15 protein-coding genes and 1 pseudogene are annotated in these 16416 nt (G+C 57.4%); 9 read left to right on the forward strand and 7 right to left on the reverse strand.

From position 1 onward, the window contains the following. Nucleotides 1-82: 82 nt before the first annotated feature. Nucleotides 83-349 (reverse strand): hypothetical protein, encoded by a 267-nt coding sequence (locus tag ACVWZ4_RS05725; protein WP_456701569.1) that lies wholly within the window; start codon nt 347-349, stop codon nt 83-85. On the opposite strand from ACVWZ4_RS05725, the gene ACVWZ4_RS05730 reads away from it, so the two are divergent. Both ACVWZ4_RS05730 and ACVWZ4_RS05735 read left to right on the forward strand, forming a co-directional pair. After that, the gene (locus tag ACVWZ4_RS05730) at nt 348-629 is read left to right on the forward strand and encodes a helix-turn-helix domain-containing protein (RefSeq protein ID WP_456701568.1); all 282 of its coding nucleotides are present in this window, start codon (nt 348-350) and stop codon (nt 627-629) included. The two genes, ACVWZ4_RS05725 and ACVWZ4_RS05730, sit on opposite strands and share 2 nt — an antisense overlap. Before the next feature lie 161 nt (nt 630-790). Next, complete coding sequence (locus ACVWZ4_RS05735) at nt 791-1699, forward strand: LysR family transcriptional regulator (protein WP_456701567.1); 909 nt, start codon at nt 791-793, stop codon at nt 1697-1699. 265 nt (nt 1700-1964) lie between these two features. On the opposite strand, the gene ACVWZ4_RS05740 is transcribed toward ACVWZ4_RS05735, so the two are convergent. The 3 genes from ACVWZ4_RS05740 to ACVWZ4_RS05750 form a co-directional block, all read right to left on the reverse strand. Then, nucleotides 1965-2501, reverse strand: a complete 537-nt coding sequence (locus tag ACVWZ4_RS05740) for a DUF2285 domain-containing protein (RefSeq protein WP_456739946.1) — start codon at nt 2499-2501, stop codon at nt 1965-1967. Between the two features lie 46 nt (nt 2502-2547). Further along, nucleotides 2548-2742 carry a transcriptional regulator domain-containing protein gene (locus ACVWZ4_RS05745; RefSeq protein ID WP_456701566.1) on the reverse strand — a complete coding sequence of 65 codons (195 nt, stop codon included), beginning with the start codon at nt 2740-2742 and terminating at the stop codon, nt 2548-2550. Nucleotides 2743-2906: 164 nt separating this feature from the next. Beyond that, nucleotides 2907-3140, reverse strand: coding sequence for a DNA -binding domain-containing protein (locus ACVWZ4_RS05750; RefSeq protein ID WP_456701565.1), 234 nt, complete (start codon nt 3138-3140; stop codon nt 2907-2909). Between the two features lie 645 nt (nt 3141-3785). Between ACVWZ4_RS05750 and ACVWZ4_RS05755 the strand changes: the two genes are divergently transcribed. Next, on the forward strand, nt 3786-4067 hold the full coding sequence (locus ACVWZ4_RS05755) for a helix-turn-helix domain-containing protein (protein WP_456701564.1): 282 nt from the start codon (nt 3786-3788) through the stop codon (nt 4065-4067). 882 nt (nt 4068-4949) lie between these two features. Here ACVWZ4_RS05755 and ACVWZ4_RS05760 read toward each other — a convergent pair. Both ACVWZ4_RS05760 and ACVWZ4_RS05765 read right to left on the reverse strand, forming a co-directional pair. Further along, entirely contained in the window at nt 4950-5825 is an 876-nt protein-coding gene (locus tag ACVWZ4_RS05760; RefSeq protein ID WP_456701563.1) for a TauD/TfdA dioxygenase family protein, read from the reverse strand. 1674 nt (nt 5826-7499) lie between these two features. Then, the gene (locus ACVWZ4_RS05765; protein WP_456705163.1) at nt 7500-8714 is read right to left on the reverse strand and encodes an EAL domain-containing protein; all 1215 of its coding nucleotides are present in this window, start codon (nt 8712-8714) and stop codon (nt 7500-7502) included. Nucleotides 8715-9375: 661 nt separating this feature from the next. Between ACVWZ4_RS05765 and ACVWZ4_RS05770 the strand changes: the two genes are divergently transcribed. From ACVWZ4_RS05770 to ACVWZ4_RS05790, 5 genes are all read left to right on the forward strand, one after another. Further along, entirely contained in the window at nt 9376-9750 is a 375-nt protein-coding gene (locus tag ACVWZ4_RS05770; protein ID WP_456701562.1) for a Nif11-like leader peptide family natural product precursor, read from the forward strand. A gap of 126 nt (nt 9751-9876) precedes the next feature. Further along, the gene (locus ACVWZ4_RS05775) at nt 9877-11334 is read left to right on the forward strand and encodes a radical SAM family RiPP maturation amino acid epimerase (RefSeq protein ID WP_456701561.1); all 1458 of its coding nucleotides are present in this window, start codon (nt 9877-9879) and stop codon (nt 11332-11334) included. A gap of 602 nt (nt 11335-11936) precedes the next feature. After that, on the forward strand, nt 11937-12815 hold the full coding sequence (locus tag ACVWZ4_RS05780; RefSeq protein WP_456701560.1) for a hypothetical protein: 879 nt from the start codon (nt 11937-11939) through the stop codon (nt 12813-12815). After that, entirely contained in the window at nt 12812-13405 is a 594-nt protein-coding gene (locus ACVWZ4_RS05785; protein ID WP_456701559.1) for a hypothetical protein, read from the forward strand. The genes ACVWZ4_RS05780 and ACVWZ4_RS05785 overlap by 4 nt, the downstream gene beginning before the upstream one ends. A 152-nt stretch (nt 13406-13557) precedes the next feature. Beyond that, nucleotides 13558-13944: a hypothetical protein gene (locus tag ACVWZ4_RS05790; protein ID WP_456790058.1), complete on the forward strand. Its 387-nt coding sequence runs from the start codon at nt 13558-13560 to the stop codon at nt 13942-13944. A gap of 428 nt (nt 13945-14372) precedes the next feature. Here the strand turns inward: ACVWZ4_RS05790 and ACVWZ4_RS05795 are convergent. Next, nucleotides 14373-15567, reverse strand: a pseudogene (locus ACVWZ4_RS05795) (IS256 family transposase). Nucleotides 15568-15867: 300 nt separating this feature from the next. Here ACVWZ4_RS05795 and ACVWZ4_RS05800 point away from each other — a divergent pair. Next, nucleotides 15868-16416: a hypothetical protein gene (locus ACVWZ4_RS05800; protein ID WP_456701557.1), complete on the forward strand. Its 549-nt coding sequence runs from the start codon at nt 15868-15870 to the stop codon at nt 16414-16416.

The raw sequence follows: 16416 nt of genomic DNA on the forward strand, positions 1-16416 counted from the left end.
GCGTTCGCGATCGTCTGCGCCAGCTCATTTCATCGGAGCTGCAGCTCCATTTCGATGAATGGAGGAGCATCGCCTCGCTCAGTCAGCTTCTTTGTTTGCCTCGAGGCCGTTCGTGCGAGTTGGGCAGCGGAATCGAACCGTTGCCGAGCCGCCAGCTCGAGTGAGATTCGGTCGGCGCCCAAAAGGCCTGTGCCGCCGTGAATTGAATCGACATACCCTTTTTGCAGGCCGCGCCAGTAGCGTTCGGGAAAACGATACGGGTGGCACCCAGGCCTTCCAGTCCGCTGATCTTTTTATGTAGGTTATAGCCAGTGGTTTGATGACCGTCGAAATGGCTGCCTTCGCGCATGAGAGCTCGTGCGCTTGTGGCTTACAATCTGCGCCGGATCCGCGTCCAGCGCGGTATTCCGCAGGAGCAACTGGCTTACGATGCAGGAGTTGATCGCTCCTACATGAGCGGACTTGAACGCCAAGAAGCGAACCCGACAGTCGATCTTCTTGATCGCCTTGCCGAGACGCTCGGCGTACCTGTCTCCGAACTGTTTCTTCGGCCATCCAAGGGCGCCCCGCCACCTGCAACCTTACCTAAAGGCCGCAAGCCGAAGCCCAAACGCGGCAAAAAGATTTAAGTCCCCCGACAAACACGATCTGCGACACTGATGTCGTGCGCTCCCGGCGCAGGTGTTGCGCTCACACGAGGATTTTATGCGTGGCGGACACTGATATGCAGCGATCCGGCTATGGGCATCGAATATTGTGATGGACTTTGATTCTGGCGCCGGAGCAGACAATGGCGGCTCAAGACGATGAAGTTCCTTTAAATGCCATCCGCGCGTTTGTGACCGTTGCCCGCGAAGGCAGCGTCACGCGCGCGGCCACCACTTTGGGAACAACGCAAAGTTCGGTCAGCCGTTATTTGGCTGTACTGCGGGATTATCTGGGGGCTGACCTCATCGAGCGGCGTGGACGGCGCAGCGATCTGACCGAGTTCGGAAGGCTATTCGCGAACGCAGTGTCTGAACCGCTCGAAACCGTCAGTTTCACGGCGAAGAGAATGCGACGCCGTGCAGGCGCAGGAACGAATCGGATCGTGGTCCGCACGTCATTATCGACCTTTGCTTTCTCTCTCCTTATTCCAAATCTGCAGGCTTTCTCTTCTGAAGCGGGTGGCGTTATCGTGGACATCATCAGCTCGCTGGCGCACCCGACATCTTCGGATGATTTCGATATTTTGATTACACGGGATCTTTCGCTCATCGAACCCGCCGACAGTTGGGAGATTTACAAAGAGGAGCTCGTGTGCGTCGGCCCACCAAATCTGGTCGGAGGCAGAGAGCTCTCGGTTGTTCGCACGACCCCGATACTGAACATCACATCCCGCCCCGACATCCTGCCGACATGGCTGAGAGCCATGAATCTGTCTTCGAGCGATATACGAGTAGGCGCCCGGTATGATCACAACTATCTTGCTCTGGCTGCTGTCATGACGGGAAAATGCCTTCTTGTCGCGCCGGAAATCATCGTCGGAGATCTGGTCAAAGGGGGCGCTTTGCAAATCATCCCTGGCACCCGCACTCCAAGCGGCATGCGATATCGCGCCTATGCCGTAGATCGCAGCGCGCACCCCGAGATCGCACGTTCTTTTTGCCGATGGCTGGCTCGTCTTTGCAAGAAGGTAGCACCTGCGCAGGCTGCCTGAGGTCTAGCGGTCCCTCCGCGGCAGGAGGAGACCCATGTTCATGTCGAGCGCGGCATAATCGAGTTGCGCGACTGTTGAAGGATTTGCCGAATTCGCGGCCGCCAGTAGCTAAAGCCTACGGAGATAGCGCCCCCTCTGTTGCAGCAATCAAGACGGCATAGCGAGGTATCGGAGCGCAAAGACTTTATCCTATCCACCATCGGACCCGGCAGCAGAAGAGTTGGCTGGCAGCACGGAAGTTAGCCATTGATCGTGCCGCAACCCACTACTTGTCATCACTGCCCCTGCGCTTGTCGAGCAATGCTCGCCAGCGCAGGCGCATGAGGCGCTGCCCCAGCTTAACAAGTCGAATGGTTCGGCTGCGCAAATCGTCTGTTTTCCAGGCGCGCTCGGCAATACGATGACTTCCAAACAGCCCTTGCGCGATTTGGCGATAGCTATTTCCTTCCTGCCATCCATCCACTGCGCGCAACGCCAGGATCACCCGACGCCGCTTCAAAGCAGGTAAGGCAAGTGGCGAATCTCCGAGCGCTCGACGCTCAAGGGCAAGCCAAAATTGACGGGCAGCCCCTAGGCGAAGCTCGAAACCGGCATCGAGCGGCAGATCAACGAGCAGAGCATTTCCGCTCGCCGGAAGCTTCCCGAGCCAAAGGCGATGCTGCGTGCCTCCGAGCGGCACGATCGCATGCCATCCATCCGGCGCACGGCGAAGCGCGCCGCCCGGCAGATTGTCGAAATCGAGCGGATAACTTTCGGGCGCAATGCGGTTGGCCGCCCGCACAGCCAGTACGGTCGGCAGCACCTCAGGTGCCCAAAAGATTGCTTGCTTGTCGAAAGTCTTTTGCGGATCAGCCGGAAAACGAGAGCCCCCACTTGCGTCGGAACTCGCCCGCCGCCGCGCTTGAATGTTCGCGGCGAGATAACCGCTTATAATCCTCTTGGTAGTCTTGATCCCGGCGTAGCCACTCCCAAGCCAGGTCGGCAGCATCTGCCGTCTTCAAGCCGCTGTACGCTTCCTCAGATTTCCAATCAGTATTCGCCATCACACCTTTCCCGCACAATCTTCAGATGCGGGGAAATGCACCCGATGATTGTGGCGGTTTCCGGCTGCTTGCTTGCCGTGTGCGCGTCTTCGATGCAACTAATCGATGGAACAATCAACTTTTGCGATTGCGATGATTGCGATGACCTTCGGCATTCGCGCCGATCATTGTTTTGGCCAACCCCGATGTAACAGATCACGATAGCCCTTGCCCGCTAGCCACTTGGCCCGCGTCAGATGACTTTCGAATGTGCGTCGGGCTCGATCCGGTTCAACGGTCGGGTCAAGCCCAAGCACGATGCGCGCAATTTCACGCCAATCTGCCTTCGCAGCGTCGGCATCAAGAAGTCGCATGTAGGCAACAGCGTGCTCCCTGTCATAGGGCGTGAGCTCGTCCACGCTGGGCGCCAATTCTGCGATCTTCGGCCCTGCTGGCACTGCTTAAAACTCCTACCCAGCTGAAAAATCGGCCGAAATCAGAGCAACGATAACGAATTCTTGGTCGCTTTGATACCTACCCAATGGTCGCACGCTAATCTCCTTTTCGCGCCAAAGGCGGCAATCGCATATCGGCTCACATTGGCCCGTCCGCTCCGTGCTGCGCCTTCTCTTTTTCATCGCAGGTCAGACCGGAAGCGATCGCACATGCGCGCCGCAACGAGGTGTCCTTGCTGTTCCTGGCGGAAGAGCATGATGGTTCGTGGGGACCAGGCCGACGGCACTCGTGAAAGGCAACCACCAGAACCAGCCAACTGGAGAATATTCGTTTCCATTTGAGCTCTGGCTTGAATATTCGTCCTATCTAGTTGCGGTGCGCCGAAAACAACGCTGACCGCGGTCCGTTATCTGTTGTTGGTCGCAAGTTATTGCCCTCGCCAGAATCGCTTGCCGTGGTCAACGAGAAGACGGCACTGGGTCAGCACCTCACCATTGCCTGATTTCTCGAAGCAATTAGAGAGGACAACCACAGCTGGCTACGAGCTTATCGTAATAGTCGGGCTATAACCAGTGGTTTCATAATCGTCGGAATGGCTGCCTCTGCGCATGAACGCTCGTGCGCTTGTGGCCTGGAATGTGCGCCGGATCCGCGTAGAACGCGGCATTCCGCAAGACCAATTGGCCTATGATGCCGGAATCGACCGCTCATACATGGGGCGCATTGAGCAGAAGAAAGAGAACCCGACTATTGATCTCTTGGAACGCATCGCCTCGACTTTGGGTATTCACTTGTCCGAATTATTCACGCAGCCGGCTAAAGGTGCAACGCCCCCCAAGCCAATGTCGAGAGGGCGCAAGCCAGGACGGCTTGGCCGAAACAAGATGTAATATTGAGCGAGCCAGTTTTCTGCTAACGCTTGTGCGGAATCGAGCCGGTGCCCCCCACGTGCTTCATCGATCTGCGGCCGACCCTTCCAATCTCCTGCTCCAGCCGATGTACTCCCAACAAGGTTTCGCTTAGTGCTCCGTCGGAGCGGCCTGTTATAAGGCGGAGCATCTTCGAAAGAAGGGTTTGCGCCGCTCGCGTATCCTACCGCCGCCGTCGGTAGAAACCGAAGTTCTCGGGGAGTCCGTTTAGAGCTTTGGTCGGTTTGTCGTCTATAAGGTCGGGGATCCCAATGGCCCAACCGAAAGACTTCCGCAACGGCATCGAGGGACCTCCTAACGTAGTGCGCAAGAGCATGGGAGCAGATCGGTCCTCCAGAGCTGTCGACGGCTAGAGGATGGGAGCTCTCGGCCGGCCGAAGATCGGGGAGTAGCGATGCTCTTGCGGGGGCGCAATTTAGGGCTCCTGGAAGGCTCGATTGCGGCCTGTCCATGGACACGGCCGGCACGATCGCCAGCGGGATAGTTTCTGTCGGGGGCGCGGGCGCGATGTGAATCACGGCGATCTGACGCCTCGCCAGTTTGAGACGTGAATTGGGTGTGAGCGACGTCGGTCCTTACTATCCCGAGACGATGAAACCGAGTGACCCGCGTAGCGAGAGCCAACGGATGCGGATCATCAAAAAATGCAGCGTCATCGGTTTGACCGGGGAGCAGAGAGCATGCCTGAAGGTGGATGCTGTTGCGCCTGGAAGAAGCCTACCAGGTGGCAGCTGCGCCGGTTAGCCGTTGCTCGCATAGGACGGGCGGCTCCGCGACAGTGCAGGGCCGCAACTGTACCTGGGTTTCCAGCCGTCTGACGTGATCCGGAAGATGTGGACAGTGTCAGGCTGCCTTTGCCGCCCTTGATTTCGGCCTCTTCACGTGCGGTACGCGGGCGTCGATCGCAAACTGGTCCATCATCCAGTGAGGGGGACTTGATTTGCTCACGGGATACGGCTCAGTCGCCCGATTGTCCCAGATTACGACGTCGCCTGATTTCCAGTTCCAGCACAGGGTATTCCGGGGCGCGATGAGATAGGATTGCAGCCGTTCAAACAGTCTTTGGCTGGGATAGCGCTGCAGGCCGACGAAGTTCTTTACGGAACGACCGAGCGAGAGCATGCGATCGCTGGTCTCGGGATGAACACGAACAATTGGATGTGTAGTTTCGTATATCGTTCCGGTCGATACGCCGCACCAAGGCCGCTTATTGGGTTCGGTGTTCTTCTCTGGCGCAGAGAGATCAGATACGCCGAAGCTCACAGCCCAGAGATTATCTGCAAGCATCCGCAGGGAATCGGGAAGATCAAGATAAGCGGCCGCCCTGTTCGACCAAGCAATGTCGCCGCCAAAAGGCGAACCTGCTGCGAGCCGCAGCACCGAGATGGCTGTGCGGGTGCGCTCATCGTTCATCTGATTGAGATGATTCCAGGCCCGATCAGGCAGCTCCTGCCGAATCGCTAAACCGCCCATTGTGTCTTCCATTGTCAAATCCGGTGTCAGCGAGCCGAGCCGCAGCACGAAACGCTGTTGTTGGGCATCGTCGAGATGTCCCTGATCACGGAAGAAAATGACTTTATGCTCTAATAGCAGCTGGCGGAACGCTACGATGACATCGTCAGGCAAATCGTCTGACAGCTTGACGTTCTTGATTTCGGCACCAAGCCGGTCCGAGTGTTTGACGATGTTTGCTTGCAGAATGATGTTATCAACAGCCATAGTTCCACTCATGACGTGCCTCTCTCTGGATGTCTAAACACGCTCCGTGGTGGTCGTGCCAGGCGACAAACCGGCAAGACAGTCTTCATGACACGCATCTCCGATTTGTCTCAGCGCGCTCACTACTGCTCAATCAAGCGGCCGCATTCTGATACACACCACCAGTTTTTTAGAATCCAACTCCCTCTGCGTGTCGACAAGGCGAGTGCCTCTCTCAAAGATCGCTCCACATGAGGCCACCACATCGATTTGCAGCCTGATCGAACAGTGGAGATCATAGACGCAATCCATGTCCAGTCCATGAAACGAAACCAGCTTTCTTTTTGAGCTCGCGCAACGTTCGCCTCGCCTCAGAACTGATGCTTGGAAAATCCTCGAACAACGACCGCGCCGTCCTCATTCAACCACACCGCACATGTGCAGACGAAGATGGGAACTGGTTCGCGGCATGCACTCGCGAAGCGGACCAAACCACCGCCTATCCATGTCTACCTGAAGATGTATGATAGATACTCAACTACTTAAATGAATGCCAATCATTTTTTTTGCGACTTGGAGTTGTTCAATGCGCGAGCTGTTTCATCAGCTGATCACTCGCTTCCGCGCCCACTAGCGGCACAAGCGTAAAGCAAGAAGACTGCAACTTGTGAGGCGGCTTAAACAACGGACTTAATCCCCCAATTTTCGAAAGCTTGCACTCGGCACCAATTCAGGCTCTTGCGGCGATGGCCTGCGTTTGGTCTGCCAGGAGACGTAATGCTCCTTACGGACTGCATGCTGTTTGGCTTCGTGGCACAGAGCGCCGGCCAGACAACCATGCGTCTCTGCGCTTTCAGACTGCAAGCCGCAAATTCCGGATGGTTATTTTGCCCTGCCATGAGTGCACGACACCGACGACACTTCGGAGTTCAGATCCTAAACGAAGCTTTCTTTCCCTGTGGGTCTAACTGCCGCAGCGGATTAAAGGGAAAGCCGGCGCGAGGCGTACGATGGGGAAAAGGCTTTTCCTTTAATCGACTGCCTACCGCCAATTTCCGTATACTTGCCCGAGATCGCCTTTGGCTTGTGGCCACGATCCCGATTGACTCAACGTTGCCGGTCTCGTCGACCCGGTTCATCCAGCTCATCGCGTGCTGATGGCCAGTTCAAAGCGCTGCGGCAGCCCAATTTCGGGGCATCCAGTCCTCAACTGCCGCTACAACACGCTTCCGAATATCCAAATAACATGCCTTGCCCATCAATGCCGGCCTCCTATCCAGCCGGCATGCTGAATCAGAAACGCGCTGGTTGAATTCCCAAAACCGATTCAGACTAGCTCGATACCGCCGTAGGTCATCACCGGCCCAGATTCAAGGCCGTTGCGCCAACAGAGGTTTTTCATCGGCGGACCGCCCAGTTTCGTATGGACGCATGATCTCAGTACGCGAGAGCTACACGACGTGACGTATCCTCAATACTCGTATGAAAATACGTGGAACCTCCTCAATTGCGGGCGATAGACTAGATCTGATGCTTACATGCCTTTGTCGCAAATGCGTGCGAGCATCAGGCAACCTGCGTGTGTTATGCAGTCGGCGGACAGCACGGGCCAGTTGCCTGGAGCATAGTCGCCGCGGCGGCGCTGTTGATCGTTTGCGTGTTCTTCGCGCGGCGCTATGTGTAAGCTTTCGCGCCTCACTCCTGCTTCATCGCGGTCGGTCTCAAAGCGCTTCTAGCAAACTTCTTCAGTGGCATCGGTTTGCCGAACAGATAGCCCTGGACGAGGTCGAACCCGAGCTCGCTCACGGCCGCCAGGTCAGCCCCGCTCTCGATTCCTTCAGCTACGGCGCGCGCGCCGTAGTCCTGTGCGAGCTCAACGATGTGACGGCACACCGTGCGTTTTAGCCGGTCATTGCCGCAGCCGGCGACGAATTGCCGGTCGGCTTTCAGCTTGATGAAGGGAATTCTGTCCAGCCCCATCAGCTCCGGCCAATTGGCGCCGAGATTGTCGATCGACAGGCCGATATTGTGGAAGCTCATTTCGCGAGCGATCTCGGCCAAAAAATCGAGGTTGTGGATCGCCTCATCGCTGGCGATCTCAATCGTAAGCCCAGCAAAGGCCGGATGCATCGGCATGCGGCGGCAGAGATCGCTGACGGCATGGGGCTTTTTCAGATACGGCGCCGGCAGGTTGATCGATAGATCGACCGCGCTCTGCCGTTCCAAAAGGTAATGCCAGTCCTGCAGGGCGCGCTCGATCACGAACTCGGACAAGCCGCTGAAATATGGATCGTGACTCTCCGGAATGAAAAAGGCTGGCCGGACCACGCCCCAGGTTGGGTGTCGCATGCGCACCTTCGCCTCGGCACCGCGGCGAACCAGCGAGCGCGCGTCAATTTTCGACTGGTACCAGAGCTCGAGCCAGCCCCCATGCAGCGCCTCGCCGACATGCACCGCCGGGCTCGGGGCCGGCTCCTCGGGCAGCAGCATTGCCACGCGCTCGCGGAGTGTGTCGGCCGCAAAGGGCGTCGTAAGCGGCGGCAGCATCCCAAGCCCATATTCATCGCCGACCTGCTGCACCGCCTTCAAGATAATCGACTCTCGCACGCCGACAGCGAGAACCTTGCCCTCGAAGGCCTCGCGTACGAGGACCTCCAGAAATTGGCCTGGCTCGACGCGATCGGCGGCAATGCCAAGCAGGACCAGGTCGGGCAGATCGATAGCGAGTATAGATTGCAACTCGCCCGCACTGCTGCATTCGCTGGTGATGAAGCCGAGATCCTCGAGCACCTCGCTCATGAAAGCGCGCAGATGGGGCTTGCTATCCACCACGCATACGCGCGGCGTCATTTTGCGCCGTCCGAAAGTCTTCATCCCCGGTCCGGCAATCTCACCGCTCACATTGTCCATCGCAAACCACTCCCCGTTTGACCGCGGTGTGTCAGCGGTACGGCTGGCTAAAATATGGAGAGCTTCAGCACAATGGTTGAATAGTTCAGGTAAGCTTAAAGCGCCCATTATTCGTAAAATTGTCTGGAATGCGTTCGGTAACTTTTACCCTTGCCGCCTTCCGCTAGAAAATTCGGAATAGCAACCACAAATGTGGGAACTCATTGCCAAGCATCGCAAGTCGGAATTCGACTGGCGATAGTGAGGTTTGCTGCGTAATCCATCGTTGCTTGAGAACCGAACTAGATTGGCGATCAGCCCGACGCAAATACCCGGCTTATTCACTCGCTCCAGAGCCAAGTGCACCAGCTAGCGAGCATACCAGAGGCCAGATTGCTCAATGGTGTGCGAGGGTCATCCCCGACGCGCTGTGGTTTCCGCTGAATGCCGCGCTGGTCTGTCGCTCTGTGCTGGTCCGGGCTAACCACCGACAACGACATATCATTCCGCTCTGCTGAGCCTTCGTTAGGTTCAAGACGAATGTCGGCTTGTTGACGATACGCACGGTCAGAAAAGGCCAAAAGAAGCAATTTCAGTTTGGCACGCCGATTGCTCTGTTGCAGCATCGTCACCGATTACTTGCAGGTGACACATAGTGACAACATTTGGCGGAGGCTCGACGATGTCGCAGGTTGAGGTAGAACGGTTTGTCAACAATCTCGCCAAGGAAGGTAGTCTGCTTGAAAGCCTTAAACAGAGTGCTACAGGTCTTGCACCGATTGTAGCGGCCGGAAGGAGCCGCGGCTACGATTTCACGCTTGACGAGGTTAGAAGCTGCATCCGATCGCCACGCCGACTCGAATCGATGCACCGCGGCGCGCTAGTCGGCAGCAAGCAAGATTCGAGCGGTGCTGGCTTGAGTGAGATTGTGCATACCACTGCGTTGACCCGTTCCAACTCGCAGGTACGCACAGCCACCATTCAAACCGCGGACGGGGGCCGAAACTTAGTCGCTATGGTTCTTCTTATTGTAGTTGTTGTCGCGGTCACGGTCTGACAATTTCAACTCTGGTCGAATAGGCTTCCTCAAGGAAGCAATCAGGTCCGAAGAGAACTGAAAGCACGCCCCGACAGGAGTGAAATCATTGTTTTCGGGCCCCACTTCAGGCTCACCCGTAACGGCATGACGAACGCAGCCACCGAACACTTCCGACAGATCTTTGACCGCCGCACCCCCGAGCAACTGCGCACGCTGTCACATGTCAAGCGCTTCATGGAGAGGCTGGCCGGTGACTTGGATTTCCGCAAGGCGCTTTCGGAGAACGTTGATTTTCCTCGAGTGGTAACTGATCGCTACGGCATCGAAGTTGACCCAATGAAGATGCTGCCGCTCTGGCACCGCGGCTACCTGAAACACCGCTTCAACCCGGAGTCCAAGCCGTGGCCCCTCGCGATGATGTGGGACGAGTTTCTCTGCGAGATGTTGCGGCACCGCGATCTCCTGCGCGAACAGGGCGGAATGTCGACGATTAACCCTCGCTTTCATGCATGGCGCGAGCGCCAAATCCGGCGCTGCAGCGATGAATTGGGCGGAACGGCAGGGTCGATCACGTACCCCATCATCGCTTTCGAGCTGAGCTATGGCTGCACCGTCGGTTGCTGGTTCTGCGGCCTCTCGGCCGATCGCTTCAAGGGCTACTACGAATATAGCGAAGAGCATGCAGCGCTTTGGCGCGGCGTGGTCGGTATCACGAGCGAGATGTTTGGTTCGGCGGCCTGTACTGGTTTCTGCTACTGGGCCACAGAGCCTATGGACAACCCACACTACGACCGCTTTCTATTCGACTACTATCAGATCACAGGCGCGATGCCGCAAACAACGACGGCGGCACCGCTCAAGGATCGCGCACTCACCACGCGCGTGCTCGAAGTGTTCAAGCGCCATCGCACCGTGACTAATCGTTTCTCCGTGCTAAGCACAAGACATCTAGACCAGATTCACATGGCGTTTTCGCCTGAGGAGCTGATCGGTGTCGAACTTGTCCTGCAGGGTAAGGAGGCGATGACGGCAAAGGCTTTTGCCGGGCGCGCGCGTGATCGCGGCGAGAAATTTAGGAGGGCCAAAAAAGATGATGCAATCGCCTTGCTGGAGAAAGATCACACGACGATCGCCTGTGTTTCCGGCTTTCTCGTAAATATGCTGCAGGGACGTATACAATTGGTGACGCCTGTGCCGGGTAGCAAACGCTGGCCCCTCGGCTACCGCATTTTGAGTGAACGCTTTTTCAGGACGCCTGACGAGTTCCGGGAGGGGCTGCAGAGCATGATTGACCAGCATATGCTCGAGAGTCCGGCTCCCGAACTGCCAATCCGCTTCCGGAGGGACCTGCAATTCAAGGCCAGCAACCGATCCTTTTGTCTCCGCTCACCTCATATGGAACACCGGATACTCGACGACGCCGCTGGGGCTTCCGTTGGACATCTAATCGCGTACGGCAACTGCACAGCCTCGGAGCTGGTAAGGCAGGTCACGACCGACGGAACAAGCGTGTTCGCAGTAGCTGACCTGCTCGATCAGTTATACGCGGCCGGGGTGATTGAGGAGGACTTAGACGACAGCTTCGCTTGGCAGACCAGCTGACCTGTCACCCGGCTTGCATCCGAGCGCTTAGAGTCTCGGATTTTTTTGCCAGCCCCGCGACTGACGCGCAGGTAAGTTGTGTCTGACCAAATCGCTCGTCTCTGCCGACACGACCCGCAACCGCGCGTCGAAGTCATTCAGATCACTGCGCTCCGGCCGTCGCGGCGCAGCTAGACGAGCGCTGATTCACTCGCACTAGTTTCAACTCATGCCTTCAAAATATGATGTAAAATTAATATCGCCGGCATATTGCGTGAAACTCGGCTGGATCGCCTTCGCCGGCTTTCTCTGGCTGTTGGCGTATCTTGCCTGATCCCAAGCTGTTTGCGGGCCCAATTGGCGGGGTCGCGTACCCGAAAATACGGTTGAGCCCGCAGCCCAGCGGGCTTTTGGCCCTACTTGCGCGCACCTTCTGCTACAAGTACTCTAATGAAATCCGTCGTTTGAGAGGTTTTCGGCTGTGAACGGATGGCGGGCCCCGGCCGTACACAGGAGCCTCTCCAAGCAAGCACTGCGCCGATAACCTGCACCCAGATCTAACAGTAAGTTTACACGAGCGTCCGAAGCTGACACGCTCGACACCGATCCTGCCTGGAAGCCCCATGAACGATATTGCCCCAGATTTGGACTGGACGCCCTTCAACGAAGCGAATTCGATCGAGACCGTGGCAGCGTCGGTGAATTTCCGCGAGCCGCTGACCGAAGTCGCTTGGAAGAGAGCCGTCAGAGAGGCTGATGCCGTTTGCAGGGCCGCCGGCCTGACCGAAAAGCAAGTCCTTAACTCGGTCCAATTTATGGTGGGTCCTAATCAGGCTCCCCAGGCGCCTCCGGGCGCCCCAGCCGTCGAGGCGATGATCTTCCTACGCACAGCTGCCGTTTCGATGCCGGGAGCAGGGATGCAGAAGCGCCCTCTCGAAAGCTTGCAGGTGGGGCGGACCGGCCTGGTCTATCAGGCGATGCAGTATACGAGCTGGGCCGCGTTTGCCGAGCGGCTCGAGCAGTTGATCAAGCCGCCGCTGCGGAGCGCTCTGTATTCGATCAGCGTCGATAATCTGCGGCTTGAATACAAGGATAACTTTCGCTTCGCGGGGACGGGGAAACCAACAGCTCGCAAGATGCTCAATGCGGATTCCAAGCTTATTGTGCCGCATGCTTTTGACAATGAGAGGTTGTGGCATTCTCATACCGGCTTTTTCGAGGCCGCGCAAGGATGCAGGGAGCGTCTGGTGCAGGTCAATATTGACGCGAGCATGATGCATCTAGCACATCAGGTTACACCCGACACTTCCGTTCGAGTAATCTCGATCGGCACGGCTGTACAGAGCAACCTGCTCGAAGGTTCTTCTGAAGCGCTTGAAAATGAAGGCGAAACAGCTATATCTCAGTTGTCGACGTTCAGATCTATGCACGATCGTTGTATTGAGATTTTTAGGGAAATCGTAAGCGCCGATATAGCCATGCGCGTAGGACTTGATTCATGACCGGCATTTCGACGGCGGCCCCATTTTCAATCGATATTGACTCCCCCAGCAGCTCGCCTGCTTTTGCGAGGCGCAAACGTCTTGCTCCCTACGCTGTCGCGGGCTCGATGATTTTCTTGCTCGGGACGGCGCCGGTGGTGAGCGAGGCATCGCAAGCCCCTTCGGCTGTTCGCGGCCCGATTGCGACGCGGAATTCGGAAGTGCTCGATGAGCGGCTAAGGTATCAGACGCCGACAGGGTTCGATCGTGGTATCGCGCGGCTTCGTGACTTCCGTGGCTATAATGAGGATTGGGACGGCAACGGCGCAGCGGCGCCCAGCCAGACTGCTATTGATCGCGCGATTTCCTATGTGGCCGAGCTGGAACCTTGGCATCCCGCTCCCCTGACGACCCTAGGGCGAGACGGCAGTGCTATTCTCGAATTCGAAGAAGATGGCATGTTCAACTCGATCACATTCCTTCCCGATGATAATGTCGAACTCTACTCGAAGGCAGATGGCGAGCCATCGCAGTTCGTCAGTGGGCCGCCCAATTCGGCTGACGTAAACGCGTTTCTGACCACCGTGATGAATCTGCCCACCATCGTCTGATGCGTTGCGCGGAGTGTCGAAAATGGCTGGGCGGCACAGGGCGTAGGCTCGCCAGGGATTTGGAAGAGCACTGTCCGGCCTGCGAATGCGAACAGCATAGTGTAGGCGATGGTTCGCCGGGCATCGTCCAGAATGGCGAGACGCTCTATCGAATGTTCGTCGATCCTGTGGACGTCGATTCAGATGGAAGGCTCGCGCGGGCGGCCTTTTCCAAGGCTTATGAAGATGGGCTCAGCATTGTACGTGAACGCGCGAATGATGCGGAGGTCGAAGCTTTGGCGATTGATATTCTCTCAACAAAGCCAGGAAAGCCGACCAAAAAAGTCCTAGCGATTTTCAGATTTGTGTGCGTGTCGGTGCGGCAGGAGATGATTGTTTACAACAACGCGCGTGTTCGCGCGTTCTGCGTTTACGATCAGACAGTACCCGCATTTTTGAGCAGGGTCTCGCGCCTGTTCCGACCCACGGCATCGTTTTGGCGCGACGAATGTACGTGCCACCCGTCACGGCTCGCCAATTCGAGCACGACTGCAACGTGACCCTTCATCGGCTCATTGCGGCCGAAAGGATCGAGGTCGTGGACTTCCGAGACGGTCTGATTCACCGACTCAATGAACGATCCGCAGCCGGCGAATTCGTCAGAGCGGCTTGATCTGTCCCCTCTCAAAACAAAGCCGAAAGTTCCATCCAGAGACTTCGCAGGACCGCCGCAACCTGACGAACCCCCCTCAAAACAGCCTCCCGCACCCGCTAGCACTCTCTCATAAACCTGATCACAGTGTTCATTTGCCGTAAGACTATGCCCGCACAAGCAGAGTTCTGTGCGTCAAGTTCAGCAAAATTGATCATGGGGTCCGGCCAAGCCATCCCCTCGGAGCCGCCGTCGCTCGCTCGCCCAAGCGCAGCGCTGGCAAGCGGCGGCGGCGGAGAGGGGTGGCGTCCATCCCTTTGGTGGGCCTGAGCATCGTCAGGCCGCCTGACGCAGCGTCTCCTTCTTGTGCTCCTTCAACAGGTCCATGTTCAGATACCGATTGGTCCTCGAGCCAGCCCTCGTGGCACTCGACCGTCAGCGCCCGCACCAGCCTTAGGCAGCTCTCGGCGTTGGGGAAGATTCGCACCACATAGGTGCGCCGCCGGATCTCCTCGTTGAGGCGCTCCAGCATTTTGGTCGACTTCATGTGCTTGCGGTGCCCCAGCGGCAGACGGAAGTAGGTCAAGGTCTCCTCGATGTTGTCCTCGACCCAGCCGGTGAGCTTGAGGTATTTGCGGCCCCATTTGGCAGGCCAGGCGGCCAGATCGCGCCGTACCTCGCCAAGATCGTGTCGGTCGTACATCCAGCGCAGCTCGAGCAGGCAATCGTCGTCGACCTTGCGTGCACATAGTCGAGCGCGTTGCGCAGGAAGTGCACATAACAGCGCTGCCAGAACACGCCGGCCAGCACTTCGGCGATCGCCTTCTTCAAGGCGGGATGATCGTCGGAGGCGACGAAATCGACGCCATGCAGGCCGCGGCCTTCAGGCCTTGCAAAAACTCGCTCCAGCTCGACCGGCTCTCCCGGTTGGCGAGCTCGACCGCGAGCACCTGGCGCCGGCCGTCCCAGTCGACCCCGATCGCGATCAGCACCGCCTGGCTGGCGATGACGCCGTCCTCGCGCACCCGCTCATAGCGGGCATCCAGGATCAGATAGGGAAACGGTTCCTTGAGCTTGCGCTCGCAGAACGCTTTCAGCGCCCATCCAGCCGCTTGTTGATCGCGCTGATCGCCGAGGCCGAGAAGGCATGGCCCACTAGTTCCTCCGTGACCTGCTTGACCTTCCGTGTCGAGACGACTTGCACGTACATCTCGGCCAGGGCCGCAACCAGCGCCTTTTCCCAACGCTGATAGCGCTCGAACAGCTCGGTCGAGAACCGCCCCTGCCGGTCCTGCGGCACCTTCAGCTCGATCATGCCAACCCGGGTGATCAGCGAGCGCGGACAATAGCCGGAGCGATAGCCAAGCCGTCCCTCGCTGCGCTCGCCTTTCTCCGCACCCAGCGTCTCCCTCATTTCGGCTTCGAGAATGTCCTGCACCGCACTTTGGATCAGCGGCTTCAAGAACTCCTTGTCCGACCTCAACAACTCTTTGACTGCGGAGACATCCGTCCTAATCTTCGTCACGGTCATGGCGGGTCCAAGCTCCTCTACGAGCGCTGATCTTCTCAATCACCGGACTTACCATGGGCGCTTCAGCCTCTCAGCTTTTGCAGAACCTTCCACACACTACCACAAGCAGTAGCGCTCGGGCACAGAAGCCTTTGCGAAAGGTTTGGCTTCGAACCATCCTCGAAGCCGCGGTGTTGACAATCCAGATTGTCTTCAACGCGTCCATCAGCGCTTCAATGGCGGGCAGACGCGCTTGGCGCCAGCTTTGGTCGATCTGGATTTTTAAACGTTCTGCGCGCTCACAGAGCTGGCGAGGGGTGCTTGATTGCGTTGAATTACGGCAATTCCCACCGCATGCCCCCAAGGTATTTGATCCCACCCGGCCGCACTCAGGACTTCCTCGATGTTCCACGCACAATCGGCTTGCTCCCCACCCCCTTCACCAAACCCCACATCGAACGGCGTTCAAACGACTTGAGAGCATTAGCGATGAGCTTCTTTGCTTCGACAGCGAACAGAGACCGTCGAGACATCCTGAACTTCACGAGCTCCGTTTCAGCGGATGCCGCGCGATCCAACGCCTCTGCGAGCTTTCTGTTCGATTCCGCCTTTATCTCTGCCGATGCGAGTCGCGCGTATGCAGATGCACTCAATGACCAAACCAATCCCGATTATTCCGCAGTTATGGCATACAGCTTCCTAAGCTCGTTCGATCGAGGCCAATTCCTGCTTAACAAAAATTTCAAGGACAGTTCCGGCAGAGATCGCAGGAGTGGCTCGGCCGGACCACGCTTCGGCCCGCTACTCGGCCGTCTCTGGGTAACCTCCAAATGCACCCGCGACCAGAGAATGCAGCACTGCAATTGGTGA

It is taken from the genome of Bradyrhizobium sp. USDA 4472 (assembly GCF_054058595.1).